At 54.3% G+C, this 26772-nt stretch carries 22 protein-coding genes and 1 riboswitch (1 of these 23 cut by a window edge); of the genes, 9 read left to right on the forward strand and 13 right to left on the reverse strand.

The window, feature by feature from the left end; translation table 11 throughout:
- Positions 1–126: 126 nt before the first annotated feature.
- The 7 genes from ACGHAD_RS02560 to ACGHAD_RS02590 all read right to left on the reverse strand — a co-directional run bounded on the left by ACGHAD_RS02560 (position 127) and on the right by ACGHAD_RS02590 (position 9326).
- Positions 127–1065 carry a helix-turn-helix transcriptional regulator gene (locus tag ACGHAD_RS02560; protein WP_382416978.1) on the reverse strand — a complete coding sequence of 313 codons (939 nt, stop codon included), beginning with the start codon at positions 1063–1065 and terminating at the stop codon, positions 127–129.
- 436 nt (positions 1066–1501) lie between these two features.
- A complete protein-coding gene (gene uca / locus ACGHAD_RS02565; protein ID WP_382416976.1) occupies positions 1502–5125 on the reverse strand; it encodes an urea carboxylase in 3624 nt (1207 codons plus the stop codon).
- Between the two features lie 97 nt (positions 5126–5222).
- Positions 5223–5867 carry an urea amidolyase associated protein UAAP2 gene (locus ACGHAD_RS02570; protein WP_382416974.1) on the reverse strand — a complete coding sequence of 215 codons (645 nt, stop codon included), beginning with the start codon at positions 5865–5867 and terminating at the stop codon, positions 5223–5225.
- Between the two features lie 11 nt (positions 5868–5878).
- A complete protein-coding gene (locus ACGHAD_RS02575) occupies positions 5879–6601 on the reverse strand; it encodes an urea amidolyase associated protein UAAP1 (protein ID WP_382416972.1) in 723 nt (240 codons plus the stop codon).
- The gene (locus ACGHAD_RS02580) at positions 6598–7416 is read right to left on the reverse strand and encodes an ABC transporter ATP-binding protein (RefSeq protein ID WP_382416970.1); all 819 of its coding nucleotides are present in this window, start codon (positions 7414–7416) and stop codon (positions 6598–6600) included. Before ACGHAD_RS02580 ends, ACGHAD_RS02575 begins: the two co-directional genes overlap by 4 nt.
- Entirely contained in the window at positions 7413–8234 is an 822-nt protein-coding gene (locus tag ACGHAD_RS02585) for an ABC transporter permease (protein ID WP_382416968.1), read from the reverse strand. The genes ACGHAD_RS02580 and ACGHAD_RS02585 overlap by 4 nt, the downstream gene beginning before the upstream one ends.
- Before the next feature lie 48 nt (positions 8235–8282).
- Positions 8283–9326 carry a putative urea ABC transporter substrate-binding protein gene (locus ACGHAD_RS02590; protein WP_382416966.1) on the reverse strand — a complete coding sequence of 348 codons (1044 nt, stop codon included), beginning with the start codon at positions 9324–9326 and terminating at the stop codon, positions 8283–8285.
- Between the two features lie 59 nt (positions 9327–9385).
- Positions 9386–9499: riboswitch (guanidine-I (ykkC/yxkD leader) on the reverse strand.
- A gap of 409 nt (positions 9500–9908) precedes the next feature.
- Here ACGHAD_RS02590 and ACGHAD_RS02595 point away from each other — a divergent pair.
- Together ACGHAD_RS02595 and ACGHAD_RS02600 are read left to right on the forward strand one after the other, a co-directional pair.
- Positions 9909–12341 (forward strand): DUF1631 family protein, encoded by a 2433-nt coding sequence (locus tag ACGHAD_RS02595; RefSeq protein ID WP_390403267.1) that lies wholly within the window; start codon positions 9909–9911, stop codon positions 12339–12341.
- 3 nt (positions 12342–12344) lie between these two features.
- Positions 12345–12713, forward strand: a complete 369-nt coding sequence (locus ACGHAD_RS02600) for a PilZ domain-containing protein (RefSeq protein WP_382416962.1) — start codon at positions 12345–12347, stop codon at positions 12711–12713.
- 65 nt (positions 12714–12778) lie between these two features.
- On the opposite strand, the gene hemL is transcribed toward ACGHAD_RS02600, so the two are convergent.
- The 4 genes from hemL to hemJ form a co-directional block, all read right to left on the reverse strand.
- The gene (gene hemL, locus ACGHAD_RS02605) at positions 12779–14059 is read right to left on the reverse strand and encodes a glutamate-1-semialdehyde 2,1-aminomutase (RefSeq protein ID WP_382416960.1); all 1281 of its coding nucleotides are present in this window, start codon (positions 14057–14059) and stop codon (positions 12779–12781) included.
- A complete protein-coding gene (gene thiE, locus ACGHAD_RS02610) occupies positions 14056–14742 on the reverse strand; it encodes a thiamine phosphate synthase (protein ID WP_382416958.1) in 687 nt (228 codons plus the stop codon). The genes hemL and thiE overlap by 4 nt, the downstream gene beginning before the upstream one ends.
- 65 nt (positions 14743–14807) lie before the next feature.
- Entirely contained in the window at positions 14808–15647 is an 840-nt protein-coding gene (locus ACGHAD_RS02615; protein WP_382416956.1) for a hydroxymethylpyrimidine/phosphomethylpyrimidine kinase, read from the reverse strand.
- 77 nt (positions 15648–15724) lie between these two features.
- On the reverse strand, positions 15725–16147 hold the full coding sequence (hemJ, locus tag ACGHAD_RS02620) for a protoporphyrinogen oxidase HemJ (protein ID WP_382416954.1): 423 nt from the start codon (positions 16145–16147) through the stop codon (positions 15725–15727).
- 169 nt (positions 16148–16316) lie between these two features.
- Between hemJ and argC the strand changes: the two genes are divergently transcribed.
- The 4 genes from argC (at position 16317) to erpA (ending at position 19100) form a co-directional block, all read left to right on the forward strand.
- The gene (argC, locus tag ACGHAD_RS02625; protein ID WP_339617891.1) at positions 16317–17363 is read left to right on the forward strand and encodes an N-acetyl-gamma-glutamyl-phosphate reductase; all 1047 of its coding nucleotides are present in this window, start codon (positions 16317–16319) and stop codon (positions 17361–17363) included.
- A 30-nt stretch (positions 17364–17393) separates the two neighbouring features.
- A complete protein-coding gene (locus ACGHAD_RS02630) occupies positions 17394–18134 on the forward strand; it encodes a DUF6776 family protein (RefSeq protein ID WP_339617892.1) in 741 nt (246 codons plus the stop codon).
- 113 nt (positions 18135–18247) lie between these two features.
- Positions 18248–18658 (forward strand): polymer-forming cytoskeletal protein, encoded by a 411-nt coding sequence (locus ACGHAD_RS02635; RefSeq protein ID WP_339617893.1) that lies wholly within the window; start codon positions 18248–18250, stop codon positions 18656–18658.
- Between the two features lie 88 nt (positions 18659–18746).
- Complete coding sequence (gene erpA, locus ACGHAD_RS02640; protein WP_339617894.1) at positions 18747–19100, forward strand: iron-sulfur cluster insertion protein ErpA; 354 nt, start codon at positions 18747–18749, stop codon at positions 19098–19100.
- Between the two features lie 31 nt (positions 19101–19131).
- Here erpA and ACGHAD_RS02645 read toward each other — a convergent pair whose 3' ends face one another.
- Positions 19132–20274 carry an anhydro-N-acetylmuramic acid kinase gene (locus ACGHAD_RS02645; RefSeq protein WP_339617895.1) on the reverse strand — a complete coding sequence of 381 codons (1143 nt, stop codon included), beginning with the start codon at positions 20272–20274 and terminating at the stop codon, positions 19132–19134.
- Between the two features lie 3 nt (positions 20275–20277).
- A complete protein-coding gene (locus tag ACGHAD_RS02650) occupies positions 20278–21750 on the reverse strand; it encodes a peptidoglycan DD-metalloendopeptidase family protein (RefSeq protein WP_382416950.1) in 1473 nt (490 codons plus the stop codon).
- A 271-nt stretch (positions 21751–22021) separates the two neighbouring features.
- Here ACGHAD_RS02650 and tyrS point away from each other — a divergent pair, with 271 nt between their 5' ends.
- The 3 genes from tyrS to ACGHAD_RS02665 form a co-directional block, all read left to right on the forward strand.
- Positions 22022–23329 (forward strand): tyrosine--tRNA ligase, encoded by a 1308-nt coding sequence (gene tyrS / locus ACGHAD_RS02655; RefSeq protein ID WP_382416948.1) that lies wholly within the window; start codon positions 22022–22024, stop codon positions 23327–23329.
- 144 nt (positions 23330–23473) lie between these two features.
- Positions 23474–24571: an efflux RND transporter periplasmic adaptor subunit gene (locus tag ACGHAD_RS02660; protein WP_382416946.1), complete on the forward strand. Its 1098-nt coding sequence runs from the start codon at positions 23474–23476 to the stop codon at positions 24569–24571.
- 13 nt (positions 24572–24584) lie between these two features.
- Positions 24585–26772 carry the 5' portion of an efflux RND transporter permease subunit gene (locus ACGHAD_RS02665; protein ID WP_382416944.1) on the forward strand. The gene runs 953 nt beyond the window's last position, so 2188 of the gene's 3141 nt are visible here — the first part of the coding sequence; it begins with the start codon at positions 24585–24587; its stop codon lies off the right edge, out of view.

Here is a 26772-nt window from a genome sequence, read left to right on the forward strand (position 1 = left end):
AAATGTTACTTGATAGCGGGGCCTCGTTAGAGGCCCCGCTACTTCTTTGCGAGGGTTTAAATCGTTGGGAATGCCCTGATGTGAGCGTCTGAACCTAGGCGTTTTCGGTAATTTAGTCAGTCGTATTTAGCAAGGCCTTGGCGCGGGGATAGAAGCCAGCAAGTTAACCAACTGCATTTGGTTGCTGACACCTGTTTTCTCAAAAATAGTGCGTAGTTGCTCCCGCACGGTATAAACTGATTTATCCTCTTTTTGCGCGATCTCTTTGGCTGACTCTAACAGGGAGAAGCGCTGACAAACCCGGGCTTCGGCATTGGTTAACTGGAACATGCGTTGTAATGACTGCTCAGATAGATGGCCCACTAACTCTGGCGCCAGTACATACACCATAGCCCCGCGAAAGGTCGATCGGCCCGCCTGCTCCTCGATAATAGAATCTACCCCAATAAACGCTTTTGTGCCATCTTCGCGCTCGACCGGAGCGAGTTTCTCGTTATAGCCCAAGTCGACATCCTTAGTGATGGCAACAGATTGGGTAATGGCATGTTGAAACGTTTTGTTGATATTCTCGTTTTGCAATCGCAGGTGAGTTCCGCCAGCAATCATTAACTGCGACTGCTCTTGAAGAAATGCCTGCATTGATTGGTTTTGGGTGATTAGCTCGCCAAATTCATTAAGCAGTGCCACGGGTACGCGCATTTTATTGAGCGCGGCACGAATGTACACTGTGTCGTTGGCGCTGCTGGATAGCTCTATGCGCATTTTCATCGCATGTTCTATATAAGGCGAGAGTGCTTCAAAGCGTATCATCTCTTCGGGTTGGTATTCGCCTTGTAATTCAGAGCGGTTGTGAATAAACACGCAGGTGTGCTTTGCATCGCGAAACAGTGTGGCCCCCGCACAATAAAGAATATTGTTTCTGCGGCTCCAGTCGTAGGCGGGTGTGCTCTCAACCTCGGCGCGATTGGGCATCAAGTTGCTGGCGATCCACGAATGAGGTTCGCCGGTTAAAATGGCGAGGTGGGTCATGTCATGTTTAAAATAGTCCGCCACATACGTTTGCATCTCAATCTCAGAGGGCTGGGTGCCAGCACACTCTTGAAATATGGGGACGAGTTGCTCTGCGATGGCAATATACAAATGAGTGCTGCGAAGATTAAAATGACTACAAAAAGCATCTAGGAATTTTTGCCAGCCACCTTCGTGACTATTAGCTTGAAGCAGCAATCCAAGCAGAAACGTGTCTTGAGGGTAAACTGTGGGGAGTTCGCTATCCCTAGTGTTATTCGAAGTATCCTGCATCGTGTTCCCTTTTATCCGCCTGTCGTTTTTGTTTTGTCAATCCCTAGCTGTGGGGGGTGTTTGATAATTATGTTTAAAATGAGCGGTGAGTCAAGTTTTATGCGTGATCCTCTTCTGTGTATCGCTAGTGTTGTGTTCAGGCGAGGACGATTTATGATTTAAGTAAAGCCCCTGTTGGCCTTGCCACAGGGGCTTTACCCTATAGTGCTGTCATAACCACCAACGTTTGCCCTGGTTTAACGCCGCCGCCAGGGCTTTTTAGCAGCTGTTTAACACGGCCTGCGATGGGTGCGGTGATGTTGATCTCCATTTTCATGGACTCTAACACCAGTAGAGTTTGTCCGGCGTCTACTTCGTCGCCGACCTCAACGTTTAATTGCCAAACACTGCCAGACACTGAGCTGTCTACCGGCGTGTCGCCTTCGGCAAGGTCGAGCTCGTCTTCGCTATCGGTTTGCTCGATGGGGGTGAAGTTAAATTGTCCGTCGCGGTGCCAGCGTGCCAGCTCCGCGTCAAACGCCTGTTGTCGGGCGGCGTTAAAGGTTTCGATCTCGGCGCTGGCTGCGGCAATGTTTGCCTCGTAGTCGGCCAAACTAAACTCGGTGTGCTCGATGGTGAGCGGGTATTGTCCGCGCGGAAAGTCTTGGCGAATTTGTTTTAGCTCATCACGGCTTACAGGGTAAAATTTCACTTGATCAAAAAAGCGCAATAGCCAAGGCTGTTCGAACTCTTTGGTGGTTCGGTAGCGGTTCCACATTTGCAGTGTGCGGCCGACAAACTGATAGCCGCCCGGGCCCTCCATGCCGTACACGCACATATAGGCGCCGCCGATGCCAACTGAGTTTTCTGCGGTCCAGGTGCGGGCGGGGTTGTACTTGGTGGTAACCAGGCGATGGCGTGGATCCATGGGGGTGGCGACCGGTGCCCCGAGGTAAACGTCGCCTAATCCCATCACTAAGTACGATGCATCAAAGACGATTTTTTTAACGTCTTCGATGCTGTCTAAGCCGTTAATACGGCGAATAAACTCTAGGTTAGACGGGCACCAAGGCGCGCCGGGGCGCACGCTTTGCTGGTATTTTTCAATCGCGAGCTGGCAAGCTTCGTCATCCCATGACAGCGGGATATGCACGATACGCGATGGCACGCTTAAGTTGGCGATTTGTGTCGCCAGGTAATGCTCACCTTTTTGCAGGTGCGTTAGTAGCATGTCTAGCGAAAGTGCCTGGCTGTTGTAGTGAATTTGCAGCGAGCGAATCCCCGGGGTGAGTTCACGCATACCTTCCAAAGCATTTTCTTGCAGCCACTGCATCAATGCATGAGCGCGAAAACGCAGACGAATATCCAGTTGCAACGGGCCGTACTCGACCAATAAAAAGTGATCGCCCGCGGTGCGGTAGCGTACTTGCTCGCCGACTTCATCGGCATTGAGCTCGCCAACGATAGGGGTGGGCAGCTCATCAATGGTTACGGTTTTTCCAAGTTCTAACGGCGTAGAGATTAGTGCATCGATACTATTTTGTTGTTCAGCTTCAATACTAACGGCCTGGGCAACGGTTACGGGCGAAAAACGGATCGTATCACCGGCGCGCAACTGCCCCAGCTTCCATAAATCTGCACTAATAACCGTAGCGGGGCAAACAAAGCCACCCAGCGATGGGCCGTCGGGGCCGAGAATAACCGGCATGTCGCCGGTAAAGTCGACGGTGCCAAAGGCATAGGCATTGTCGTGAATGTTGGACGGGTGCATGCCCGCCTCGCCACCAGTGGTGCGTGCCCACTCGAGTTTGGGGCCATTCAGGCGCACACCGGTACGGCTGGAGTTATAGTGTACTTCCCAGTCGGTGGTAAAAAAGGTGGCGATGTCGCCTGGGGTAAAAAACTCTGGTGCGCCGTGGGGGCCGTAAATAACGCGCAGTTCCCAATGGTTGTCGATCGCGGGCTTAAGCGTGGGGGGCAAGTTATTGCTTTGTTCAGTGTTGCTCGATGTAAAACATTTAAGTACATCGCCGGCGAGCAATGCCCGACCATTGTGGCCACCAAATTGGCCGAGCGTAAAGGTAGATTTAGATCCGAGATAATCGGGGCAGTCGATACCCCCGGCTACGGCGAGGTACGCACGCGCACCTTGCTCGCTAACGCGACCAAGGCTTAGAGTTTGGCCCGCCGCCACGGAAAACGGCTGCCAGCTGGCAATGGCTTTACCATCGAGTTTTGCATCAATCTCGGCGCCGGTTAATACGCACTGAGTGCTAAAACCAAACTGCAGTGTCGGACCCTGTACAGTAATTTCCAGTGCGGCGGCATCGGCGCTGTTGTTGAGCAGACGGTTGGCGAGTCGAAAGCCGTAGTTGTCGAACGGGCCTGAAGGCGGCACGCCGATGTGCCAGTAACCGCTGCGACCGGGGTAATCTTGCACAGTGGTTTGCGTGCCCCCGGTGAGTACGTCAATTCGCGCTTCACTAAACGTACGCTCGTTTAAATAGCGCGTGGTTATCTCGCCGTTAATAAAAATGGCCTCGCGCAACAGCTCGGTTACGTAGGCTTTGTTGGTTTGAATACCGTACAGGGAGCTTGCTTTTAAACTGAGCTCGAGTAAGTCGATGGCGTTATCACGGTTATCGGCTTTGGCGATGACCTTGGCGAGCATTGGGTCAAAATAGGGCGACACTTCTAAACCAGATTCAACCCAGTGGTCGATACGCAACACTTTGTCGTTGGTGCGAAACGTCTCGGGCCACTTGACCTCACTTAACAGGCCGGCACAAGGCTGAAAGTTTTTCACCGGATCTTCGGCATACAGGCGGACTTGAATGGCGTGACCTTTGGGGGCGAGTACTGCGTGTTCACCCATCAGGTTGGTTAAGTCGCCCGCGGCCAAACGAACCATCCACGAGACTAAATCAACGCCCCAGACCTCTTCGGTTACGCCGTGCTCGACTTGTAAGCGGGTGTTAACTTCTAAGAAATAAAAGGTTTGATCGAGTGCGTCGTAAATATACTCAACGGTGCCCGCGCCGCGGTATTGTACGGCGGCTAACAAGCTGGCGGCCGTGTCGTGCATTTGCTTGCGAACCGTTTGTGGCAAGTTGGGTGCGGGGCACTCCTCGATGACCTTTTGGTTGCGGCGCTGGCTGGAGCAATCGCGCTCGCCAAGGGCGACGGCGTTGCCGGTGCCGTCGCCGAAAACCTGAACCTCAATATGGCGAGCCTGGCCGATAAACTTTTCTAAAAAGACGCGGTCGTCCGAGAAGTTATTGGCGCCTAGCTGACGCACAGATTCAAAGCTGTCGCGCAGTTCGCTCTCGCTGTTGCAAAGCTTCATGCCTATACCGCCACCGCCGGCGCTGCTTTTAAGCATTACCGGGTAGCCGATAGTACTGGCGTGCGAGCAGGCGTCGTCTAAGCTTGTAAGCAGATCGGTACCGGGCACGAGCGGTACGCCGTTTTGTTCGGCGACTTCGCGGGCGCGATGCTTGAGACCAAATACTTCCATCTGTACTGGCGTCGGGCCGATAAAAGCAATGCCGGCGTCTTCGCACTGGGTGACAAATCTGGGGTTCTCACTTAAAAAGCCGTAACCTGGATGAACCGCCTGAGCGCCGGTTTCGGTGGCAACCTCGATGATTTTATCTTGGTTGAGGTAGGTCTGTGCGGCACTGCCTTCGCCTAAACAATAGGCTTCGTCGGCCAAGCTAACGTGCAAGCTGGCAGCGTCGGCCTGGGCGTACACCGCCACCGATTGGATGTTCATTTGTTTTAACGTGCGAATAATACGAACGGCAATAGCGCCGCGATTGGCAATGAGTACCTTGCTAAACATGAGCGTTCTCCCGCGGGTCGTCCCGGGCTGTGCTGGTTAGTAGAGGTCGTCCCCTACGGCACTTGATGGTAAGTTGGATGAGCTTGCGCGCAGACGTTTATGAATCCCAAATAATCATTTCTACTTGTGTCGGGTTGTAGCCGTTACACGGGTTGTTAAGCTGCGGGCAATTAGACATCAGCACTAGCACGTCCATGTTGGCTTGCATCTCGACGTATTTGCCGGCGCCTGAGATGCCGTCGGCAAACGTTAAGCCGCCATCGGCGGTGACCGGCACATTCATAAAAAAATTGATGTTGTGGGTGATGTCCCGTTTGCTTAAACCGTATTCCGGGTGCTCGGCAATGGCCAGCATCCAGCTGTCGCGGCAGGCGTGCATACAGCGTTTTTCTAAATCGTACCTAACGGTGTTGCTCTCGGTGGCACAGGCGCCGCCCAGTGTGTCGTGGCGGCCGCAGGTATCGGCGGTAATCTCTAGCATCGGGTTGCCGAGGTTTGAGCGCAATACGCTGCCGGCGCTTAGGTACACTTGAGCCTGCTCGCGAATGGTGTCCATGGCGCTGTAGCGCTCGGATGGATCATCGGCGTTAAAAAACAAGGTGTCGGCGGCTTGGTTGCCTTCGACGTCTAAAATACGCAATGTTTGGCCGCGTTTTAATGGCGCTAAATAATAGTCACCGGCACCGATAACATGGCGAGCGCTGGCCGTTTTGATGTCCAGCTTACTGGCTAAAATGGTCATGGTTTCTCCTGCTAAACGCCGATGTGGTAAAGCGCATTATTGGCAAATCCGCGTGCATTTTCGGGTCGCGCGTTGAGGCACAAATCATCACTGTTAATTTGTTCAGCTTCACCTAGCTCAATTTTAATGGGCGCGCGCGGGTATTGTGCGGAGCTATCTAACGGGTGCGGGCAGGAGTGCATCACGACTAATGTGTCCATCTCAAAGCGCAGCGTGACGGCTGCCTCCGGCTGATTGATGCTTTGGTCAAGCGCGATTGCACCAGCCGCATCTGTCTGTACCTTGCTAAACCAGTTGAGGTTGGCGGCCAGGTCGGCGCGGCCTAGACCGTACTTGGCCAGCTCCACTAAAAAAGCATCAAAGCCATTTTGCTTCCAATCGTTGCGTTCGGTTTGATAGTCGCGTGCGCCCCAGCGCTCGGCAATATGTTGCGCGTTGCTATTAGCGCATACGGTGTCGTGCCAGCCGAATGTATCGTCGGTAATGGATGCAAAGATGCGGCCCATGTCAGAGTACAAACAGTGGCCGGCGGTTAATTTAAATGTGTGCTGGCATTTTAATGTGTCCGGCGCGTTGTAGCGCTCCAGTAAATTACGCGGGTTGTAAAACAACATGCCAAGGTTACCGGCGCCACTGGTGTCGGTCAGTCGCATGGCGGTGCCGCGTCGCACTTCCAATGACCAATGGCTGGCACCGGGTAGCGTGGTGGTGTAATCGATGGTCTTTAACGTCATAGTGATTCTCCGCTCGCGCTGGCAGATGAAGTGTCTGCCGGGTTAAGGGACTGTTGAATTTGATTGAGGGTGTCGCTGGGCATGTCGCCTACGGATAAATCGTAAGTAATGCGCGCGCCGTAGGCGCCGGGTGCCTGCGGGTCGTGGCGAACTTTATCGAACACCCAGAGGCGGGTGCCAAGATAAAACCCCTCGGTTAAATCGTGCGTTACCATAAAAATAGTCAGCTGATGCTCGCGCCATAAATCTAAAATAAGCGCGTGCATATCGGCGCGAATACCTGGGTCCAGCGCCCCAAAGGGCTCATCTAAAAGCAGGATGCGCGGCTTGCGAATCAGTGCCTGCGCAATGGCGAGGCGTTGGCGCATACCGCCAGATAGCTCGTGGGGATATTTGTCTTCGGCCGCGCTTAGTCCAACCTGATCTAGCAGTTGCCGTGCTTCACTGACAAGCGCTTTCTTAGGTGTGCCAAATAATTTACCCAGCAGTGGGGATTTTTCAAACTCGCGCGCGATAATAACGTTTTGCAATACGGTTAAGTGCGGAAACACCGAGTACTGCTGAAACACAATGCCGCGGGCTTGGTCCGGCTCGGTGCCGATGGGTTGGTCATCCAGCAGTAAATCACCGCGGGTTTGCGTCTCCATGCCCAGCAGCATTTTTAAGAAGGTACTTTTACCGCAACCCGAGGTGCCGACTAAGGTGACAAACTCACCAGCCGCGACATTTTTGTTGAGGTTTTCGAGTACCGTTGTATCGCCGTAGCTTTTCCAGAGGTTTTTGATTTGCAGCATAGGTTTGTTGGCGTTGCTCATGAGTTGCCCCCCGCATGGTGCCAGCGAAACAACAAGCGGCTGGTGTTGGCCAATAACCAATCGACCGTGAACGCCAGTAGGGTGATCCAGGCCACGTAGGGCAAAATAACATCCATAGATAAATAGCGGCGCACGAGAAAGATTCGGTAACCCAGACCATCGGTTGATGCAATACCTTCGGCGGCGATTAAAAATAACCAGCCGGCGCCCAGTGACAATCGGATGGCATTAATGAGCCGCGGTAGCAGTTGCGGGATGAGCACTCGTACCAGTATGTGCCAAGTGCTCGCGCCTAATGTTTGAGCTTTAATTAATTGTTCTTTGGGGATCTCTTGCGTACAGCGCTGGATGTCGCGGGCAATAAAGGGCGCGACCCCAAATATAATGAGCGCCACTTTGGATAGCTCGCCCAAGCCAAAGACGATAAACAAAATCGGTAGTAGTGCCATGGGCGGTACCAGCGAGATAACCGTGAGCAGCGGCGCAAACGGTGCGTTAAGCGTGGGTAACGCGCCGGTAAGTAAACCGATAATAAACCCCATGATCGCGGCAATACCGACACCGAGCCCTAAGCGTTGCAAGCTGGAGGCGGTGTCTTGCCAAAATAGATACTCGCCGGTGCGCTTGCTGGGTTCAAACGCCAGCCGGTGCATGGCGTCGCCCATTTGGCTAAAGCTCGGAAGCAGTTTGTCACTTGGGTTGGCTTCCAATCGCGCATCAGAGGCGATCACGTAGAGCAATAACACTAATGCAAAAGGTGCGAGCCCTAATAAGGCTTTAAGTGGTCGCGAGGGTGTCAGGTTAACCAGACGTTTCATAATGGTGTCCCGTACGGGGGCTGTTGCCCCCGCGCTGTCGGAGAGTTTTTAGAGTTTGCCGTCGGCAGCCATTTGCATATAGGTGGTGTCAAAGCGCAGTTTGGTATTGGCACTGTTGCCATATAAACCGTTGGGACCCTCGATGCCGATAAAACCAGCGTCGGGTGCGCCTTCCCCTAGCAAGCCGTGATCGAATGAAAATTCGGCTACTTTCTCCATGGTGCTTAGTAACTCGTCACTATTAACCAACGCTAAAGCGTCGCTGGGCTTATAAAACATTTTGGTGCTGGCCAGCTGAGAGTCGTAACCGGCGAGGTCGGTGCCCGATGCCTTGCCCATGGCGGTACGAACGGCTTTACCGGCCTCGTCTTGCGCGCTCATGGCATCCATGATTTCGTACCAAGCGCCCACTAATGCTTTACCCAGTTTGGGGTTGGCTTTTAGGGTGTCGGTGTTAACCACTAACAGGTCCATAATCTCACCGGGGATTTGCGATGAATCGAACACTTTATTGGCGGACGGTTGTTGTAGAATTTCGTTCAGCAGCGGGTTCCAAGTGGTCACCGCGGCAATGGAGCCGGAGCTGTAAAGCGCGACCATATCGGCGTCCGAGGTGTTAACCACCTGTACGTCAGCCTCAGATAAACCCACGGTATCTAACCCGCGGGCCAGTAAGTAGTGGGATACCGATAGCTCGACCAGATTGACGCGCTGCCCTTTGATGTCGGCCAGCGAGTTTTTCCCTTTTAATACTACGCCGTCGTTGCCGTTGGAAAAGTCGCCCACAATCAGCGCGGTGCTGTCGACGCCGCCGGCGGCGGGGATGGTCAGTGCATCCATATTGGTCATGGTGCAGGCATCAAATTCGCCAGTGGTGTATTGGTTGATGGATTCGATGTAGTCGTTGATCTGTACAACCTCAATATCGATGTCGTACTTGTCGGCCCACTTGTCGACGATTTTTTGCTCGGCGCCATAACCCCAGGGCATCCAACCGACGTAGATAGACCAGCATACTTTAAAGGAGTCGGCCGCTTGAGCTTGAGCCGATAGAAGCAGCGCGACGGCCGCGATAGAGAGGGACTTTTTCATACAAACCTCCAAGGGTCAGTTTTGGTTACACACAACTCGCTTGGCGATCAGGCCAATAAGTCTCCCGGGCTTTTGTCCCGCCGTGTAACCTCGACCAAAATCGGAGGTCGAAAGCTCTCGGACCAGTCACAGTGTTTGCTTTTAACACTGCCGGAACCCTAGCTTTCTATTTTTGCCAAATTGTTAATGCCCTGATCACCAGTAATTGTGCGGACATGTCGGTACGGGAAGTAAAATAGCAATATGAGTACCAACTTCGGTAAATCGGCTCTGGAGGCGCGACAGGAGGGGAGGAGCTTAGGCGAAGCCCCGGTGGCGGTAGGTCGTATTAGTCGCATCTACGATGTAAGTTGGTGCGTAAGGGTTAGAGGTGCACCGCTTTGGTGCCGGAGGGCTGTTGCATGATTTGCCGTGATCTGGCGCACAAATGTGCGATTTTTATACGACTAGCTTATACTGTAGGACAAAATCAAATAACGGTGATTTAGCTGTTCATCGAACAATGATGTGATACGTGCTGGGCGGCTCGATTTATTGCGTGCATCGCCCCGTAACGCAGGTGAGCTAATGGATACTACGTCTATGTCTACGGATAAGAGCCGGGGGGAAACAGCGATGAACAACCCCGGCACCCCCTATGAAACATTGTCTGAGGCGCAAGTTGAGCGCTGCCTGACGTTATGCACAACGGTGACACGAGACTACTTGCTGGAGTCGTTCCCCGCCTTTTGGGGAGAGTGGATTGCATCTGTTGAAAAGCGCGAAGAGCATGCGCGATCCAACAAAGAGCAGATTGCCTTGGCCGAGCTTGTGAAGCAGCTGCAGGGCAGTGGCAAAAGCTGCCTGCGACAGTTTCAAAGTAACGTAAAACAAAACTTTGCCGATTTCTCGAAGCGGCAGCTTAATGTGGCGAGTGGCCAAGAGCGATTTAGCCAAAATATTGGTTTGTCGCTGGTCGATAATGCCGAGCTTGAAGAGACCATTGCGATCACCTCTATTTCGCACCGAGCCGACTCGCAATTTGCCGACATCCTCTGGGCTTTGCATCAGCGTTTAGCGCTGTTGCACGGTGGGCGTAAAATTGATGAACGCAGCAACCCGGTCAGCCCCATCCAATTTTGCGATAGTTTGCGGCGGGTTCTGCAAGAGCTGAGCTTCGATGCCCGCACCAAGGTACTTGGCTATAAGCAGTTTGAGCAGGCCGTAATCAAGCCTATGGGCGAGCTTTACCAAAGCCTTAATGAGCTGCTAATTGCCGAGGGGATTCTGCCCAATTTACGCTATTCGGCTGGCGGAGCCGGCGCTGGTAATAACGGCGATGTGCCAGAGGCCTCTGAGCCAAGTGAGTCAGATACAGGTGAACAGTCGAGCTCGCAAGAAGCTGCTCCGGAGTCACAGCCTGAAGCTGCGCCCGGTAGCCCGCGGCGGCGAGCAACCGACAAGCTTTTTGATCCTGGTGTGGGCGGTGAGCCGCAACAGTATCAGCAAGGCTTGGTTAGTGCGATTCGCCTGTTGCAAACACACTTGGGCGGCGCAGTGGCAGCGGCTACGCCTTCCTCCGGGGTGCCTACAAGAGATGTGCCTGCCGGTAACGGTGCGCCCAGTGGTGGTGTGGCGCCAGCGCAACCTTTACATTCAGGCCCGGGTAGCGCGGCGGGTCCGGCATCGGCTGGTGGCGGCTCGACTCAGGTTGTGGGTGCCATTCAGGTGCTGCAATCGCAGATGGCGAGCTCAACGCAAGGCTTGCAACACGCGCAGGCAAGCGACATACAGCCACTGGCTGTGGCAGCGGTATCGGAGCAGCTAGTTACCGAGCTTAAAAAGCAGGGCGCGGGTGATGTTTTAGAAGATGATATGAACACCATCGAGTTAGTCGGTTTGGTGTTTGCGTATATTCTTAACGATGAGCAGCTGCCTGATTCAGTTAAAGCGTTGCTCAGTTATTTGCATACCCCGGTACTAAAATTGGCTTTTATCGATAAAGAGTTCTTCGATAATGTCGATCATCCAGCGCGAATGCTGTTAAACCAAATGGCCGAAGCAGGTAGCCGCTGGGTGGGTAACGATGGCTCAAGTCAGTACAATATTTTTGAGAAAATTAAAACGACTGTGTTTCATGTGTTGGAGCACTTTGTTAACGATGTAAAAGTGTTTGCCGAGGCGCGGTTAGAGTTTAGCTCCTATGCGCGCAACGTGTCGCGTCGTCAAGAGTTGATGGAAAAACGTGCGCTGGAAAAAGCCCGTGGTGAAGAGAAATTGCGCGAGGCTAAAATTCGCGTTAATAGCGACATCTCGGCCTGCATTGACGGTAAAGCGCTACCCTCGCCGATTCTGCTGTTGCTATTACTGCCTTGGTCCGATTATCTATCGTTTATTATTTTGCGTTACGGGGCCGATTCGGGCAGTTATCAGCAGGCTTTAGGCGTTGCCAATCAGTTGTTGTGGAGCATCGAGCCTAAGTCCTTAGAAGTGGATCGTGTGAAACAAGTCGAAGTGCAGGGTGATCTGCTCCACACTTTGCAGTCTGGCTTTGAGACTATCGGTTATGAGCAAAACAAATCGCGTAAACTTATTGATGCGGTGAGCTCATTACAGCGGTTGGCGCTTAAGAGTCAGCAAGTGGAACCTGCCCCTGACACGATGCGCACCAAGCTCGAAAAAATGGCGGCGGAAAAAGCCGGCCAAGTGAAGCAGGATGATCGCCAAGTCACCGCCGAGGAAGCGCAGTTAATTGAAAAGCTTAAATTAATTGAGTTCGGTACATGGCTGGAAAACGACAAAGGTCAGCGTATAAAAGTGGCGTGGTATAACCACAAGACAATGCATTATATGTTGGTTGATCAGCAGGGGCGCAAGGTGTCTATGACCTCGGCGCAGCATCTGGCGCGCGAGATGATTGCGGGTAAGCTGCGTGTGATTGCTGGCAGTGCTAAGCCATTTTTCGAGCGCGCCCTGGAAAACATTTATCACAGCCTCAATGCCCGCGCGTCGGGTGAGCTGCTGGAACGCGAGTAACTTATGGCAGATCCATTATCACCTGATGCCGATGGCCGCGCGACAAAGCGCAGCTCGGTTGGTCAAAGTATCGATGTTTACGACAACACCCGCGATGCCTATCTTGGTCGTGTCGTCAACTTGCACAGTCAAGGCTTGATGGTTATTGGCGATCAACCCTTTGAGGAAGACTGCTTGTACCGTCTTGATTTGCACTTATCCGAGCCTGTTAACGAGCGCAACAGTATTCAGCTGGGAGTGGATTGTTTGTGGGCGCGTAACGCAGAAGATAATGGTAAGCACTGGGCGGGCTTTAGTATTATTGATGCCTCGCCTCAGGCGCTCGAAGATATCGAAACATTAGCGGCCAAGGCCGATGAACAACAAGACTAACCGATAAAGTCATTACCCAGTACTGACGGCGAAGCACTGAGTAATGACGTTATAGGTGGCGCAAATTAAAGCGTCGCGAAAACTTCAGCAGCTTTGCTGATGGTTAAATCGATGTCGGCGTCGGTGTGGGCTTGAGACATAAACCCCGCCTCGTAGGAGGCCGGCGCCAAATACACGCCCCGCTCCAACATGCCGTGAAAAAAACGATTAAAACGCTCGGTGTCGCACGCCATGACTTGGCGGTAGTTCTCGATTTTTTTCTCTTGGGTAAAAAAGCAGCCAAACATACTGCCCGCATGATTGGTGGTCATCGCGATGCCGGCATCGGCCGCTGCCTGCTCTAGCCCTTTTACTAATCGCTCAGTTTTGGCAAATAGCGTGGGATAAAAGTCGCTTGCGCTAAGCTCTTGCAGGGTGGCAATACCGGCGGCCATCGCCACTGGGTTACCCGATAAAGTGCCCGCTTGGTACACCGGCCCACTCGGGGCGATATGGTTCATAATGTCGCGCTTGCCGCCAAAGGCGCCTACCGGCATGCCGCCGCCGATGACTTTACCGAGGGTGGTTAAATCGGGGGTGATTTTGTAGCGCCCTTGCGCGCCGCTGGCACTTACCCTAAATCCGGTCATTACCTCGTCAAAGATCAAGACGCTCTGATGCTCGTCGCACACCTCGCGCAGGGTCTCTAAAAAGCCGGCAACCGGTGGAATACAGTTCATATTGCCCGCCACCGGCTCGACGATGACACAGGCGACTTGCTCGCCGCGCTCGGCAAAAAACTCGCGTACCTGGTCGGCATCGTTGTAGTTAAGCGTTACTGTATGTGCGGCTAGTACTTCAGGTACACCGGGCGAGCTGGGTACGCCCAAGGTAAGGGCGCCGGAGCCGGCTTTAATCAGCAGCGAGTCGCTGTGGCCGTGGTAGCAACCTTCAAATTTAACGATGGTATCGCGACCGGTGTAAGCGCGCGCGAGGCGGATGGCGCTCATGGTGGCCTCGGTGCCGGAGTTTACAAAACGTACTTGATCCATACTGGGTACGCGCGCGCACACCAGCTCGGCTAAGGTGGTTTCGGCCTCCGTCGGGGCGCCAAAGGTCAGCCCGCTTTTAACCGCCGTGATAACGGCATCAATCACGCTGGGGTGGCTGTGGCCCAGAATCATTGGGCCCCAGGATTGGACGTAATCAATGTAGCGTTTGTCGTCGACGTCCGTAATGTAGGCGCCTTCAGCACTTTTAAAAAACACCGGAGTACCGCCAACGGCTTTAAAAGCGCGAACCGGCGAGTTGACGCCGCCGGGTATCCACTGGTTTGCTTGTTGAAAGAGGGTTTCTGAACGAGTCATGGATTAGGCGCTCCTAGGGTGATGATCGATGGAGCCCGGTGGGGGCTGCTGGGTAAAAGAGAGGTAAAGCGGTTGGCAAATTCACAGGGGTCGGTGCTGTGAAAAGCATCGTGACAAACAGCGGTGTAATCCGCGCCCGCCTTTAACACTTGTGCCGCGTTAGCAAGGCCAATACCGCCGATGGCAACTCTGGGTAGCTCGGGCCATCGGGCCCGCGCGGTGGCGAGAAGTTCAAGCGGCGCGGCGGGCGCTTGTGGTTTTGTCTGTGACTTAAAAAAACGGCCAAAAGCTAAATAGCTGGCGCCGCCGGCTGCGGCGCTGGCGGCTAAGGCGATGCTGGCGTGACAGGTGATTCCGATAATGGCGTCGCTGCCCAGCCGCTGTCGCGCCAGTGCTAGGGTGCTATCAGATTGCCCGAGATGTACGCCTTGCGCACCACAGTGGCGGGCGAGCCCGATGTCGTCATTGATTATCAAAGCGGCGCCGTGGTGTTGGCACAGCTGCGCTAGCACGCCAGCTTCGCGCCGGCGGCGCGCATGGTCGGTGGTCTTGTCGCGGTATTGCAGTAGCTGGCAGCCGCCCTCAAGCAGTTGCTCTACTACAGCGTACAGGCGTGCCTCGCGAAAGTTCGCGCTGTCAGTAATAGCGTAAAGTGGGTGAGTTAAAGCGGTGAGCCTTGTCATGGACGCAGTTTACTGGTGAGGCTGGTCCTTCGCAAAATCTTTTTGCTGTGCCGGTTTTTATTCGCTTAATGCAAGCGCCCTTGATGTTTGCCGTTGCGCTCGGCCCAGTAGAGTCGGTTGGGAATGCTGTGCCCCATTCCCAATCGGCGGCTCGCTTTGAGGCACTGCCAGGTAAATTGTTGGCCTTGCTCAAGTGCATCACTGAGCAGTAAGCCGTGGGCAAGATAGGTCGCTATGCTGGCCGATAAGGTGGCGCCACTGCCGTGGCTAAACAGGCTCAGGCGCGGCCAGCAGAACGAGCGCATCGGACGGCGGGGCAAGTACAGGCGGTTTTCATAATCGTTGGCGTTGCGTCGGGCGCCGGTGATGAGAACGGCGGCGCAGCCCTGTGTCAGGATCTCTTGTCCGCAGGCGTCGACCGTATCGGCCTGCCTGGCTAATTGATGGGCCTCGACAATATCTGGAGTAATGACGTCGGCCAGCGGCAATAAGAGTGACTTCATGGCGCTGCTAATTTGCTCGGCATCGTCGAAATGGCTGGCCGATGAGTTGGCAATAGACAGCGAGGCAACCGGGTCGAGAACAACCGGCAGGTCACTGTAGTCGCGTAAAATACTGTGGATGGCCTCTATTTGCTCAACCCGGCAAAAGTAGCCAAGTTTGATCGCAGCCACTGGCATGTCCTCCAAGATGGCGCGGGTTTGCTCGATGAGTAAATCGGCCGGGGTGGGGGCAAGGTCAACAAGCTGGCGTGTGTCGCGAGCGCACAAGGCGGTGACCACGGCGCAGCAGTGGGCGCCCAAGCTAATGGCGGTTTCGATATCCGCCTGTATCCCTGTGCTGCCACTCGGGTCGTGGCTCGATAGCGAGAGCACGACCGGAGTGCGGTCACTAAACTCCGACATGGCTGGTTACCTCACAAAACGATAGCGTGTTGTGAGTCTAGCACAAGGCTGCCGCCTACAAAGGCGGGGCCTGCAAGCTAAAAAGGCTTAACCACCACCAAAATTACAATCGCCACTAAAACGAGTACCGGCAGCTCGTTAAAAATACGAAAGTACCGAGCGCTGCGGGTATTGGCGTCTTGGGCAAAGCGCTTCACGTGGGCGCCGCACATGTGGTGATAGCCGATCAGTAGCACGACCAAAGCGAGCTTGCACCAAAACCAGTAGGTGGCTTTGATAAAGTCCCACTGATAATGCACCAGTGCGCCACCGAGGATAAGCGTCGCCAGCATCGATGGCGTGGCGATACCGCGATACAGTTTACGCTCCATGATTTTAAAGCGCTCGCGGCTGGGCAGATCGTCGCTCATCGCGTGGTAGACAAATAGCCGTGGTAGATAAAACAGCGCCGCAAACCAGCAGATAACCGCAATAATATGAAATGCTTTGATCCAGAGCATGGGCTCCCTCGGTGGTATCGTAAAGCCGGTATTATGCCAGCTGTGGCGCGCCGGCGCAGCGTGGGCGGCTGGCAATTTGAGCGGCTGGCTCTTATGATAGGGGGCTTTTGCGCAGTTGCCATAATGTTATTAGAAAGTGGCGTGAGTTGAGTTAATTGAGGGGCTGAGTGTGATTAAAGTAGGTATTGTCGGAGGTACCGGGTACACCGGTGTCGAGCTATTGCGGTTATTGTCCAAACACCCCGAGGCTGAGGTTGTCGTCATCACCTCGCGCGCGGAGGCGGGCATTCCTGTGGCCGACCTCTATACTAACCTGCGTGGCCATGTGGACTTGTGCTTTACCGAGCCCGATGTTGCCACGCTGGGTGAGTGTGATGTCGTGTTTTTTGCCACGCCTCACGGTGTAGCGCAAAATCTGATGCCAGCACTGCTGGCAACGGGGACGCGCGTTATCGACTTGTCCGCAGATTTTCGGATCCGCGACCCTGAACTATGGGCCCGTTGGTATAACCAAACCCACGGTTGTCCCGAGCTTATCAGCCAGGCCGTTTATGGTGTGCCTGAGTATCAGCGCGAGGCTATTAAGCAGGCGCGTTTGGTGGCCTGCCCCGGCTGTTACCCCACGGCTATTCAGCTTGGCCTGCTGCCTTTGCTGGAGCAAAACCTTGTCGATAGCGAGCATTTGATTATCGATGCCGCCAGCGGTGCCACGGGCGCAGGGCGTCAGGGTAAAGTCGACTTTTTGCTGACTGAGGCTGGCGATAATTTTAAGGCGTATGGCGCGGGCGGGCACCGGCATTTGCCGGAGATCGAGCAGTCGCTGCGGGATATGCAGCCAGCGGGCAGCAAGCCGGCGCAAGTGACGTTTGTGCCACATTTGTTGCCTATGATCCGCGGTATTCACGCCACCACTTATGCCCGTGCACTGGACGCTAACACGCTGCCAGACTTGCAGGCGTTGTTTGAAGAGCGCTTTGCCGATGAGCCTTTTGTGGATGTCATGCCGGCCGGTGTGCACCCGCAAACACGCTCGGTAAAAGGCTCTAATATGTGCCGCATTTCCGTGTTCCAACCCCAGCAGCGCGATACAATCGTCGTCTTGTCAGTTATCGATAATCTCACCAAGGGTGCCTCGGGGCAGGCGGTGCAAAACATGAATATTATGTTTGGCTTAGCCGAAAATGCGGGCTTGGATGTTGTGGCACTGTTACCGTGATTATGGTGTGGTTATGAAGGAGCGAGTGTTTTGAGCTCGGTAAAAGGCAGTAAGCAGTACTCGATGAAGGTGGTGCCCAGCCGTCCCGGGCGCAACGTTGCACTGGTGTTGCTGGTATTGCTGTTATTGGTTGCTACCGCCGGTGGTGGTTACTTGTATGGCTATTGGATGGGCCTGGGCGGTAAGTCATTTGCCTTGGGCGAGAGCGACCAGTTAAGTAGCCAGCTGCAAGACAGCCGCCTAGAGGCCGAGCAGCTACGCCAACAAGTTGCCAATTTAACTCTTTCATCCGAAGTTGATCGCCAAGCTAACGACAGTGTCCGCAACGAGGTGATAGATTTGCGTGAGCAGATTGCTAGCCTTGAGGCCGATATTAGTTTTTATCGCGGCTTAATGGCGCCAGGCGATGAAGCGAGCGGTTTAAAAATAGGCGAAGTGTCTTTAACCGCGCGCAATGAGCCTCGCCACTTTAATTATAAATTCGTGGTACAGCAGCTGGCGACGCAGCACTCGGTGATCAGTGGTGCTATAGAGATTACTCTCGTGGGGCGCCGCGCGGGCGAGTCAGAACGTCTGGCGCTTTACGAGGTGTCCGATGAGGTCGATGATAACGACATCAAGCTGCGCTTTAAATATTTTCAGAATATTGAGGGCGATATGATGTTGCCCGAAGGTTTTGAGCCCGAAAAAATTGAGCTAGTGGCCCAATCTACCGGTAAAAATGCCGCCGAAGCCAAAAAAAGCGTTAGTTGGCGGGTGCGGGACTTATAACAATCAATGTAATTATTCAGCGCTCCCGATAACAGTTTAGGTTGTCGCGCAACCTTGGCTGTGAGTTGAATAGTTACAATCAAATACCTATAACGATAGGTGGTATTAAGACTATGGCGTTTAACAGCAATCACACTCTTATCTCCAAAGGCACCCGTATCGTGGGTGATATTCACTTCTCGGGCGACCTGCAAATTGAGGGCACCGTGCAAGGTAATGTGTTGGTTGAAAACGGCGGCGATGCCAAGCTGGTAGTTGCCGAGAAGGGGGTGGTCGAAGGCGAGATCCGTGTGCCTCGCGTCGTCATCAACGGCAAAGTCGTGGGTAATGTGTTCTCCAGCAAGCACGTCGAGCTGGCGTCCAAAGCGGTGGTAGAAGGTAATGTGCACTACCAGCTTATTGAGATGGTGAAAGGCTCGCAGGTTAATGGCGCGCTTGTTTATGGCGAACAAAATAGTGATTCAGCCCGCACTGATGCCAGCACCTTTGAGGCGGCCGAAGGCGATGAAATTCCCGCCAGCTAAAACAGTAATAGTTGACTGTTTTACTCTGGTATTGGGATAATGCCCTGCAGATCACTGGGGCGCTGCCCCGACCTATTGGAGTTTTATCATGTCCACCCCTGAAGTTTTTACCCCTGCATTGCTTTACGTTAGCCCGGGCGCCGTCGCCAAGGTGAAAAGCTTGGTTGAAGAAGAGGGTAATGATGACCTTAAGTTGCGCGTGTACGTAACCGGCGGTGGCTGCTCAGGCTTTCAGTATGGTTTTACCTTTGACGATGTGACGGCCGAGGACGATACCGTGGTGGAAAAAGACGGTGTCAAAGTGGTGGTTGATGCGATGAGCTACCCCTATTTGGTAGGCGCTAACGTAGACTATAGCGAAGGCTTGCAGGGCGCTAAATTTGTTATCAGCAACCCCAATGCCGCGACAACCTGCGGTTGTGGCTCATCGTTCTCGATCTAAAGCGCCTCTTTTAAAGGCGCGCGAGCCCCGTTTAAGCGGGGTAGACCGCGCCTAACGGGACGGGTTTGCTCGCACCTGTAGCGCTGGGGAGGTTTCCCGGCAGTCCCTCTAGGCGCCGATGTGCCAGCCAAGCAAAGGCGGCCGCCTCGACCCAATCCGGATCTATACCCAGCTCGGCAGTGGTCATGACCTCAAATGCTGGTAGTCGAGCGGCTAAGCTTGTTACTAAGTGAGTGTTGTGCGCGCCGCCCCCGCAAATATAAAGCTCGCCGCCTAGCTCAGAGTTTGGACAGCGCTGGATGTGGCGGGCGATACTCTCAACCGTGAAGCGCGCCAAGGTTGCTTGCACCTGCGCCGGCGTAAGTGAGCTAAACCCCTGTAGTTGTTGGTCTAGCCAGTTCAGGTGGAAGTCTTCTCTGCCGGTGCTTTTGGGAATTGGCAGGCTCAGGTAAGGGTGCTCAAGTAGCTGCGCCAGTAGCTCTGGGCTATGTGCTGCACTGGCGCTCCACTGGCCGTCGGCATCATAGGCAAGGCTTTGGTGGCGCAAAATCCAGCCGTCCATCAGTGCGTTGCCCGGGCCGGTATCAAATCCTAATGTCTCCCCCGCTGGGGTTAGCCAGCTGATGTTGCCAATCCCGCCGATGTTAATAATACCCCGGTTAATGTGGGGGTGAGCAAACACGGCGGCGTGAAAGGCGGGCACCAGCGGTGCACCTTGGCCGCCCACCGCGATGTCGCGCCGGCGAAAGTCAGCGACGGTGGTAATGCCTGAGCGGGCGGCAATAATATTGGCATCGCCAATTTGCCAGCTAAAAGGCGATGGAGTGTTACCGGGGGGGCGATGGCGAATAGTTTGCCCATGGCTGCCTATGGCGCGAATACGGCTGGGGGGCAAATCGCAGTTGCGCAGCAAGGCGTTGGCTGTTTCGGCAAATAATTCGCCAAGGCGAGTGTCCATGGCGCCGGCGCGCTCTATTTCGTTGGCGCCGGGCTCGCAAAGGGCATGGATCTCTCGTTGCAATACGGCGTCAAAAGCAAAGCTGTGGTGAGCGATGAGGCGAATGCTCGCCTCACCAATGGCGAGCAGTGCCGCATCAATACCATCGGCACTGGTGCCGGACATGAGGCCTATGTATAGCGTGTCCTTTGGGCCTACGTCGCCAGGGGTGGTCATCGCTTAGTTGATCGTGCTTTCGCTCTTGTTCAGAGCTAGGCGATTGGCGTTGTAGCGTTGTTGCAGTTGGGCAACCATAGGCTCGGTTTGAGCGCGAAACTGCGCCATCTCGGCCTTGGGTATTGAGTCCGCTTTGGGCAGCTTTTGCACAATGGTGCGCGGGTTGCGGTGCACGCCGTCGAGTAAAAACTCATAGTGTAAGTGCGGCCCGGTAGCGTAGCCGGTAGAGCCGACGGTGCCGATAATTTGCTTTTGCTTAACCCGTTGACCGGTCTTAACCATTTTTTTGTTCAAGTGCAGATACTTGGTTTGTATGTTGTTGCCGTGCTGGATAAATACGTAGTTACCGTTGGGTTTGGTGTAGCCTGCCGCAACCACGCGACCATCGCCAGATGCCCATACCGGGGTACCAGTGTTGGCTGCGTAATCGGTGCCGCGGTGGGGCCGTACGGTTTTAAAAATAGGGTGTAAGCGCTTGGGGTTAAAGTTGCCACTGATCCGCCGAAAATCTACCGGCGCCAGCAAAAAAGCCTTGCGCATACTTTCGCCGTCGGGCGTAAAATAGTGGCTATCACCGGCGGCATTGGTGTAGCGCACCGCCCGGAACTTATGGCCTTGGTTGGTGAATTCGGCGGCGAGAATGGCACCGGTGCCGATTTTTTCCCCGTCTAAAAACTTCTCTTCGTAAAGCACATTAAAATGGTCGCCTTTGCGAATATCCAGTGCAAAGTCTACATCCCAGCCAAAAATATTGGCTAACTCCATAATAAGCGCGTCTTGCATGCCCACCGCTTGGCCGGCTAAAAACAGCGAGCTATTAATGGTCGCCTCTTTATAGGCGGGCCGCAGCTCGGGGTTTTTGATCTCTTGCGCGCTGACAAAGCCTTCGTCGGCGCGCTCAAAGTGCGTGCTGCTAAGGCGATTGGTAATGTGGCTGAGCTTTTGCAATTTACCGCTGTCGTCTAAATAAAAGACAATCTCGTGACCGGGCATAATGCGCGTCAGGCCTTTTGCCTCTTTACAGGTGCTGGTCAGCTCGTAAACATTGCTATCGTTTAGTCCTGCACGCTTAAATAGGGTTGATAGGCTATCCCCCGAACGCACTGTAAACGATTTTTTTGTTAGTGCAGGCGCTGCGGCGGCAGTCACCGAGGGCGACGCCTCCTGAGTAAGCGCTGAGGCTTCTGACGGCGCGGCACTGGCGGTTACGCTCGGCGCTGGGGCACCTGTGTCAGCAGCTGTGGATGGCTGCGTGTTCTTAAGGGTGTCGGGCTTTGCGCTACTGTCAGGTGCTGGCAACGTTAAGGCCACGCGAGCACTGTTGGCAGGCTCAGGCTGAGAGGGGGCGTCGAAACTGCCACCGGCCCATACGCCCAAGGCGAAAATTAGTGCCCCAGCCGCGGCCATGTGACCTTTGGGGTACTGAGAGAATGCCCGCAAGGCGCGCGGTAGTGGTTGTTTTTCAGGGGGTTGCATGAAACATTTAAACCTAAATAAAGCATCAATTGCGCTTAGTTATATCAGAAAAGGCCTTTAATATCGATCTTTTGTGATCGTTTTTTGATCTTTTAAAGGCTGTTTTTATCGCTGGATGGTTAGTCCACGAGGCCATCAAAAAGTTGCACGGTAAGGGCTCAGGGGTTTGTTTTTGTGAACGGTTCGGGTATCTTTGCCCGCCTATTGGCATTGGCGTCAGCCGGTGCTTTTCTCTATGTGGTTACAGTTTATTTACTGGGTGAATAGTTTCATGACGACGATCGATGCTTCGCTATTAGACGATCTGCAAAAACGCGGGTTGATTGCACAGACCACCGGTGGCGATGTGCTGGCGGATTATTTGGCATCCGGTAGTCGTACCCTTTATAGCGGCTTCGATCCCACCGCCGATAGTCTCCATATCGGTCATCTGGTGCCACTGTTGGCGCTAAAGCGCTTTCAGCAAGCCGGCCACAAACCCATTGCGTTGGTAGGCGGCGCTACTGGTTTGGTGGGTGACCCCAGCTTTAAAGCCGCCGAGCGCAAGCTCAACACCCCGGATATCGTCGCGGGCTGGACCGATAAGCTCAAGGCTCAGGTGAGTCGCTTTATCGACTTTGATAGCGGTGACAACGCCGCCGAGGTGGTCAATAACCTCGACTGGGTGGGCGACATGAATGTGCTCGACTTTTTGCGCGATGTGGGCAAGCACTTCTCCGTTAACAACATGATTAACAAAGAGTCGGTAAAGCAGCGTATCGATCGTGAAGGGGCGGGTATCTCGTTTACCGAGTTTACCTATATGTTGCTGCAATCTTACGACTTTGCCGAGCTCTATAAGCGCCATAACTGCACGCTGCAGATTGGTGGCTCGGATCAGTGGGGCAATATTACAGGCGGCATCGATTTGGCGCGCCGTATGTACAGCGGTGAAACCTACGGCATGACGCTGCCACTGGTGACTAAATCGGACGGTACCAAGTTTGGCAAAACCGAGAGCGGCACCGTGTGGCTAGACCCGGCCAAAACGTCACCTTACGCTTTTTACCAATTCTGGTTGGCGACTGCCGACGCCGATGTATATAAGTTTTTGCGTTATTTCACCTTCCTGCCGCTGGTCGACATCGCCGCCATCGAGGAAGAGGATAAAGCGGCTCAGGGGCGGCCTCAAGCCCAGAGCGTATTGGCTCGGGAAATGACCGCGCTGATTCACGGAGAGCAAGGTTTACAGGCGGCCGAGCGTATTACCGAGGCGCTGTTTTCCGGGAGTTTGGATCAGTTGGATGAGTCGGACCTGGAGCAGCTGAAGTTGGATGGCTTGCCTTCGTCTGAGCTCGCGCGCGATCAGTTGGGTGACAAAACACTGACCCAGTGGCTGGTGGATGCCGAGATGGCCGCCTCTGGTAAGCAAGTAAAGGATGCGTTGGGGCGCGGCGCTGTGACGATAAACGGTGCGGCGATCAGCTTTGAAGAAAACCTCGATGCGGCCGCGTGTTTTGCCGCCGAGCGCGCCAAGTTTGGCCGTTTTTATGTGGCCAAGCTGGGTAAGAAGAAGTATCACCTGTTTCAAGTAGGTTAAAGCCTCTGCGCCAGCTCTGGCCGGAGCTGGCCGTTTTATCCCGTTGCGAAAGCTGTGTATGCTGAGTGCCTGAGTCGCAGTGCCTCTTGCTTGGTCGAGTGCGCTGTGCCGCATTGAAGCAGCAACTCTCTGGGGATATCAACCATGTTCATTCAGCGAGCGGTGCGTTGGCTCCGCGTTTTTAGTGTTTTGGCTGTGGTAACCTTCACTGCGGCTTTTGCCCGTGCACAGGTTACCGTCGAGGCCGTAATAGTGCAGCCTGAAGCCGTTGTCGAGCCGATACCCTTAACCGGATCTGTCAGCGCATTGCAGTTGTCGTCGCTGTCGGCCGAGGTTAGCGGGGTGGTAAAACGTGCGGATGTTTATGCCGGGGACCACGTGGCTGCCGGGGAGCCGCTGCTGCAGTTGGATTCGGAGCTTACGCGGCTGGCGCTGGATGGGGCCGAGGCTCATGTGGCCCGGGCTCAAGCTCAAGAGGCCGAGGCGCAACGGTTATTGGCTGAGGCTCAGGATTTGGTTCGCGAGCACAATATCGCCGCCACCGAAGTTGGTGCCCGCCAGGCGGCGCTCGCCAGTGCCCGAGCCGATCGGCAGGTGGCGGAGGCCGATCGCGCCCTAACTCAAGCACGCCTGAAAAAGCATAGCCTGACGGCGCCTTTCGCCGGCACTGTGAGTGTTAAGCATACCGATGTGGGCGAGTGGGTGGAGCCGGGCGCAGCGTTACTTGAGTTGGTGTCTACCGAGCAATTGCGGGTAGATTTTCAGGTGCCTCAGCGATACTTTCACCGTATTAACGAGCAAACCCGGGTCGTAATGACACTAGACTCGGCGCCAAACGAAACCTTTACCGCTGTAAACCTTCGCAAGGTACCGCTCAGTCGCCCAGGGGCTCGCACCTTTTTGTTGCGAGCATCGCTGCCGGCTGATGTCCCGCAATCCATCCCTGGCATGGCGGTATCGGCCACCCTTAATCTCGACGCCGGGCGCCGCTCGGTTACGGTCCCCCGGGATGCATTGTTGCGTTACCCGGATGGTCGCACTGTGGTGTGGGTGGCCGAGTCGGATAGTTTTGGCGAGGAGGTGGCTGTCTCTGAGGTGCAGGTTACCCCGGGGGTGGCTTTTGCCGGACGGGTTGAGATAACTCAAGGGCTCAGTGGCGGGCAAGTGGTAGTGACCCGCGGCAACGAGGCGCTGCAACAGGGGCAGCGCGTTCAGCTGCGCCGCTCGAATCAATCCAACTGAGTGAGGCCAGACTATGTTTGAGGGCATTGTTCGCCACGGAATTCTGGTCACCGTTACGGTGTTAATCATCAGTGTGTTGGGGGTACTGGCGGCGCTGCGCATACCGGTGCAAATGATCCCCGACTTAGAGGTGCGCACGATCAGTGTTCGCACCCAGTGGCCCGGTGCGACGCCGCAGGATGTGGAAAAAGAGATCCTGATCGAGCAGGAGGAATACCTGCGCAATATCCCTTACCTGGAGGAAATTACCTCGTCGGCCAGCTTGGGGCAGGCGAGCATTGAGCTGGAATTTCCTTTTGGGGTAGATATAACCGAAACCCTGATTCGGGTAAATAATGCTCTGACTCAGGTGCCTTCGTATCCGGTGAATGTGGATGAGCCTCAAGTATACGCAACCTCATTCTCCGCCAATTCGTTTATGTATTTTCGTATCTCGCCGCTCGACGGTAACCCCCGTGGGCTGGATATGGACATGATGCGCGATTATATCGAGGACAATGTGCGCCCGCGCATGTCTAGCGTGCCGGGGGTGTCCGAGATTAGTGTCGGTGGTGGTGCCAAACGGCAGGTACAAATTCGGCTTAACCCAGATGCTCTGGCTCAGCGCCAGTTGACGTTGGCAGATGTGCGCACGGCTATCTCTTTGCGCAACCGCGATATCTCTGGTGGCGAGGTGACCAGTGGCAAGCGGCGTTACCTTTTACGGACCTTGGGGCGGTTTGATTCGGTGCAAGAGCTGGAAGCGCTTATTGTTAAGCGTGACGGTGACAGCGTGACCCGCCTGGCGGATGTGGCCGAAGTACGCTTTGATCATTTTAAAATTCGCGACAAATCCTTTGTGAATACCAAGCCGGTTATTAGTTTGTCGGTGCGCCGTGAAAGTGGCTCGAATGTGTTGGCCATTAAAGAGGCGATGATGGCCGAGGTAGAGAGCATTAATCGCGAGCTGCTTGAGCCCGAAGGGATGATTCTCGAACGCACCGCCGATGATGTGGTTTACGTGAATGACTCGATCATTAACGTGTGGAAGAACTTAGTGCTCGGGGCGCTGCTGGCCACCGTCATTATGTACGCTTTTTTACGCTCGTTTCGCGCCACGGCGTTGGGTGTTGTGGGTATTCCTATCTGTACCATTGCAGCGTTTATTGGCCTGTTGGCGGCGGGTCGAACGATTAATGTAATCTCTCTTGCCGGAGTGGCCTTTGCCATTGGCATGACGCTCGATAACTCCATTGTGGTGCTCGAGAGTATCGAGCTTGAGCGCCAGCGGGGGTTAAAACGTATGCAAGCGGCCGTCGAGGGCGTTAAAAAAGTTTGGCCGGCCGTGCTTGCTTCTACGTTGACCACGATTATGGTGTTTTTGCCCGTGGTGTTTATCGCCGAAGAGGCGGGTCAGCTTTATTCCGATATCGCTATTGCGATCTCTGCCTCTATTTTTGTTTCGATGCTGGTGGCGATTACGGTGATTCCTACCGCGAGCGCGCGGTTGTCATTGCACTCAAAAAATCACGATACCCGTTGGCGCCGTGTGCTGACCGATAAGTTGTCGTGGTTGTTTGCCACATCTGGCCGGCGTATCAGCTGTTTGTTGTTAACGGTGCTTGCCAGCGGCGCTATTGTGCTGTTGCTGACACCTCCTGCTGAATACCTGCCAGAGGGGGAAGAGGCAAAAACCTTTGCCTCGATGAATGCTCCGCCGGGTTACAACCTTGAGACAATGGAACAGATTGCCTTAGAGGTGCAAGATTACTTTATGCCGTTTGTGGATGATGAGCCCGAAGCGTTTGCGCGCGGCGAGACTGAAGTCCCGGCGATGAAGTATGTAAACCTCGGGGTGTCGGCGAGCGGTATGCGCATTATCTCGGAGACAAAAGATCCCGGGCAGATCGAGCCGCTGATGGATGCCTTAGTGGAAAAATATGAGAGTTACCCGGGCATGCGCGCCTTTGCCGCCCGCGGCTCCATTATTAGTAGTAACGATGGCGGTACCCGCAGTGTTAATTTAGAGATATCCAGCCCTAACCTGGCTGACGCCTATCAGGTTGCTCGTGATGCGCTTGCCCGGGCCGAAGAGATTTTTGACGGTCCCCGCATCCAAACACAGCCTTCTAGTCTGTCGTTATCACAGCCCATGTTGCAAATTAGGCCGCGCTGGGAGCGTGCTGCGGAGCTTGGTATGAGCGCCGAAGATATAGGCTTTG

This window comes from Gilvimarinus japonicus, from assembly GCF_042847215.1.
In the GTDB taxonomy this organism is placed as follows: Bacteria; Pseudomonadota; Gammaproteobacteria; order Pseudomonadales; family Cellvibrionaceae; genus Gilvimarinus; species Gilvimarinus japonicus.

Excerpts from the sequence above, each read along its gene's own strand:
- ACGHAD_RS02560 (WP_382416978.1), bottom strand. The coding sequence starts at position 1,065 with ATGCAAACGTATGTGGCGGACTATTTTAAACATGACATGACCCACCTC.
- uca (WP_382416976.1), bottom strand. The coding sequence starts at position 5,125 with ATGTTTAGCAAGGTACTCATTGCCAATCGCGGCGCTATTGCCGTTCGT.
- ACGHAD_RS02570 (WP_382416974.1), bottom strand. The coding sequence starts at position 5,867 with ATGACCATTTTAGCCAGTAAGCTGGACATCAAAACGGCCAGCGCTCGC.
- ACGHAD_RS02575 (WP_382416972.1), bottom strand. The coding sequence starts at position 6,601 with ATGACGTTAAAGACCATCGATTACACCACCACGCTACCCGGTGCCAGC.
- ACGHAD_RS02580 (WP_382416970.1), bottom strand. The coding sequence starts at position 7,416 with ATGAGCAACGCCAACAAACCTATGCTGCAAATCAAAAACCTCTGGAAA.
- ACGHAD_RS02585 (WP_382416968.1), bottom strand. The coding sequence starts at position 8,234 with ATGAAACGTCTGGTTAACCTGACACCCTCGCGACCACTTAAAGCCTTA.
- ACGHAD_RS02590 (WP_382416966.1), bottom strand. The coding sequence starts at position 9,326 with ATGAAAAAGTCCCTCTCTATCGCGGCCGTCGCGCTGCTTCTATCGGCT.
- ACGHAD_RS02595 (WP_390403267.1), top strand. The coding sequence starts at position 9,909 with ATGTCTACGGATAAGAGCCGGGGGGAAACAGCGATGAACAACCCCGGC.
- ACGHAD_RS02600 (WP_382416962.1), top strand. The coding sequence starts at position 12,345 with ATGGCAGATCCATTATCACCTGATGCCGATGGCCGCGCGACAAAGCGC.
- hemL (WP_382416960.1), bottom strand. The coding sequence starts at position 14,059 with ATGACTCGTTCAGAAACCCTCTTTCAACAAGCAAACCAGTGGATACCC.
- thiE (WP_382416958.1), bottom strand. The coding sequence starts at position 14,742 with ATGACAAGGCTCACCGCTTTAACTCACCCACTTTACGCTATTACTGAC.
- ACGHAD_RS02615 (WP_382416956.1), bottom strand. The coding sequence starts at position 15,647 with ATGTCGGAGTTTAGTGACCGCACTCCGGTCGTGCTCTCGCTATCGAGC.
- hemJ (WP_382416954.1), bottom strand. The coding sequence starts at position 16,147 with ATGCTCTGGATCAAAGCATTTCATATTATTGCGGTTATCTGCTGGTTT.
- ACGHAD_RS02635 (WP_339617893.1), top strand. The coding sequence starts at position 18,248 with ATGGCGTTTAACAGCAATCACACTCTTATCTCCAAAGGCACCCGTATC.
- erpA (WP_339617894.1), top strand. The coding sequence starts at position 18,747 with ATGTCCACCCCTGAAGTTTTTACCCCTGCATTGCTTTACGTTAGCCCG.
- ACGHAD_RS02645 (WP_339617895.1), bottom strand. The coding sequence starts at position 20,274 with ATGACCACCCCTGGCGACGTAGGCCCAAAGGACACGCTATACATAGGC.
- ACGHAD_RS02650 (WP_382416950.1), bottom strand. The coding sequence starts at position 21,750 with ATGCAACCCCCTGAAAAACAACCACTACCGCGCGCCTTGCGGGCATTC.
- tyrS (WP_382416948.1), top strand. The coding sequence starts at position 22,022 with ATGACGACGATCGATGCTTCGCTATTAGACGATCTGCAAAAACGCGGG.
- ACGHAD_RS02660 (WP_382416946.1), top strand. The coding sequence starts at position 23,474 with ATGTTCATTCAGCGAGCGGTGCGTTGGCTCCGCGTTTTTAGTGTTTTG.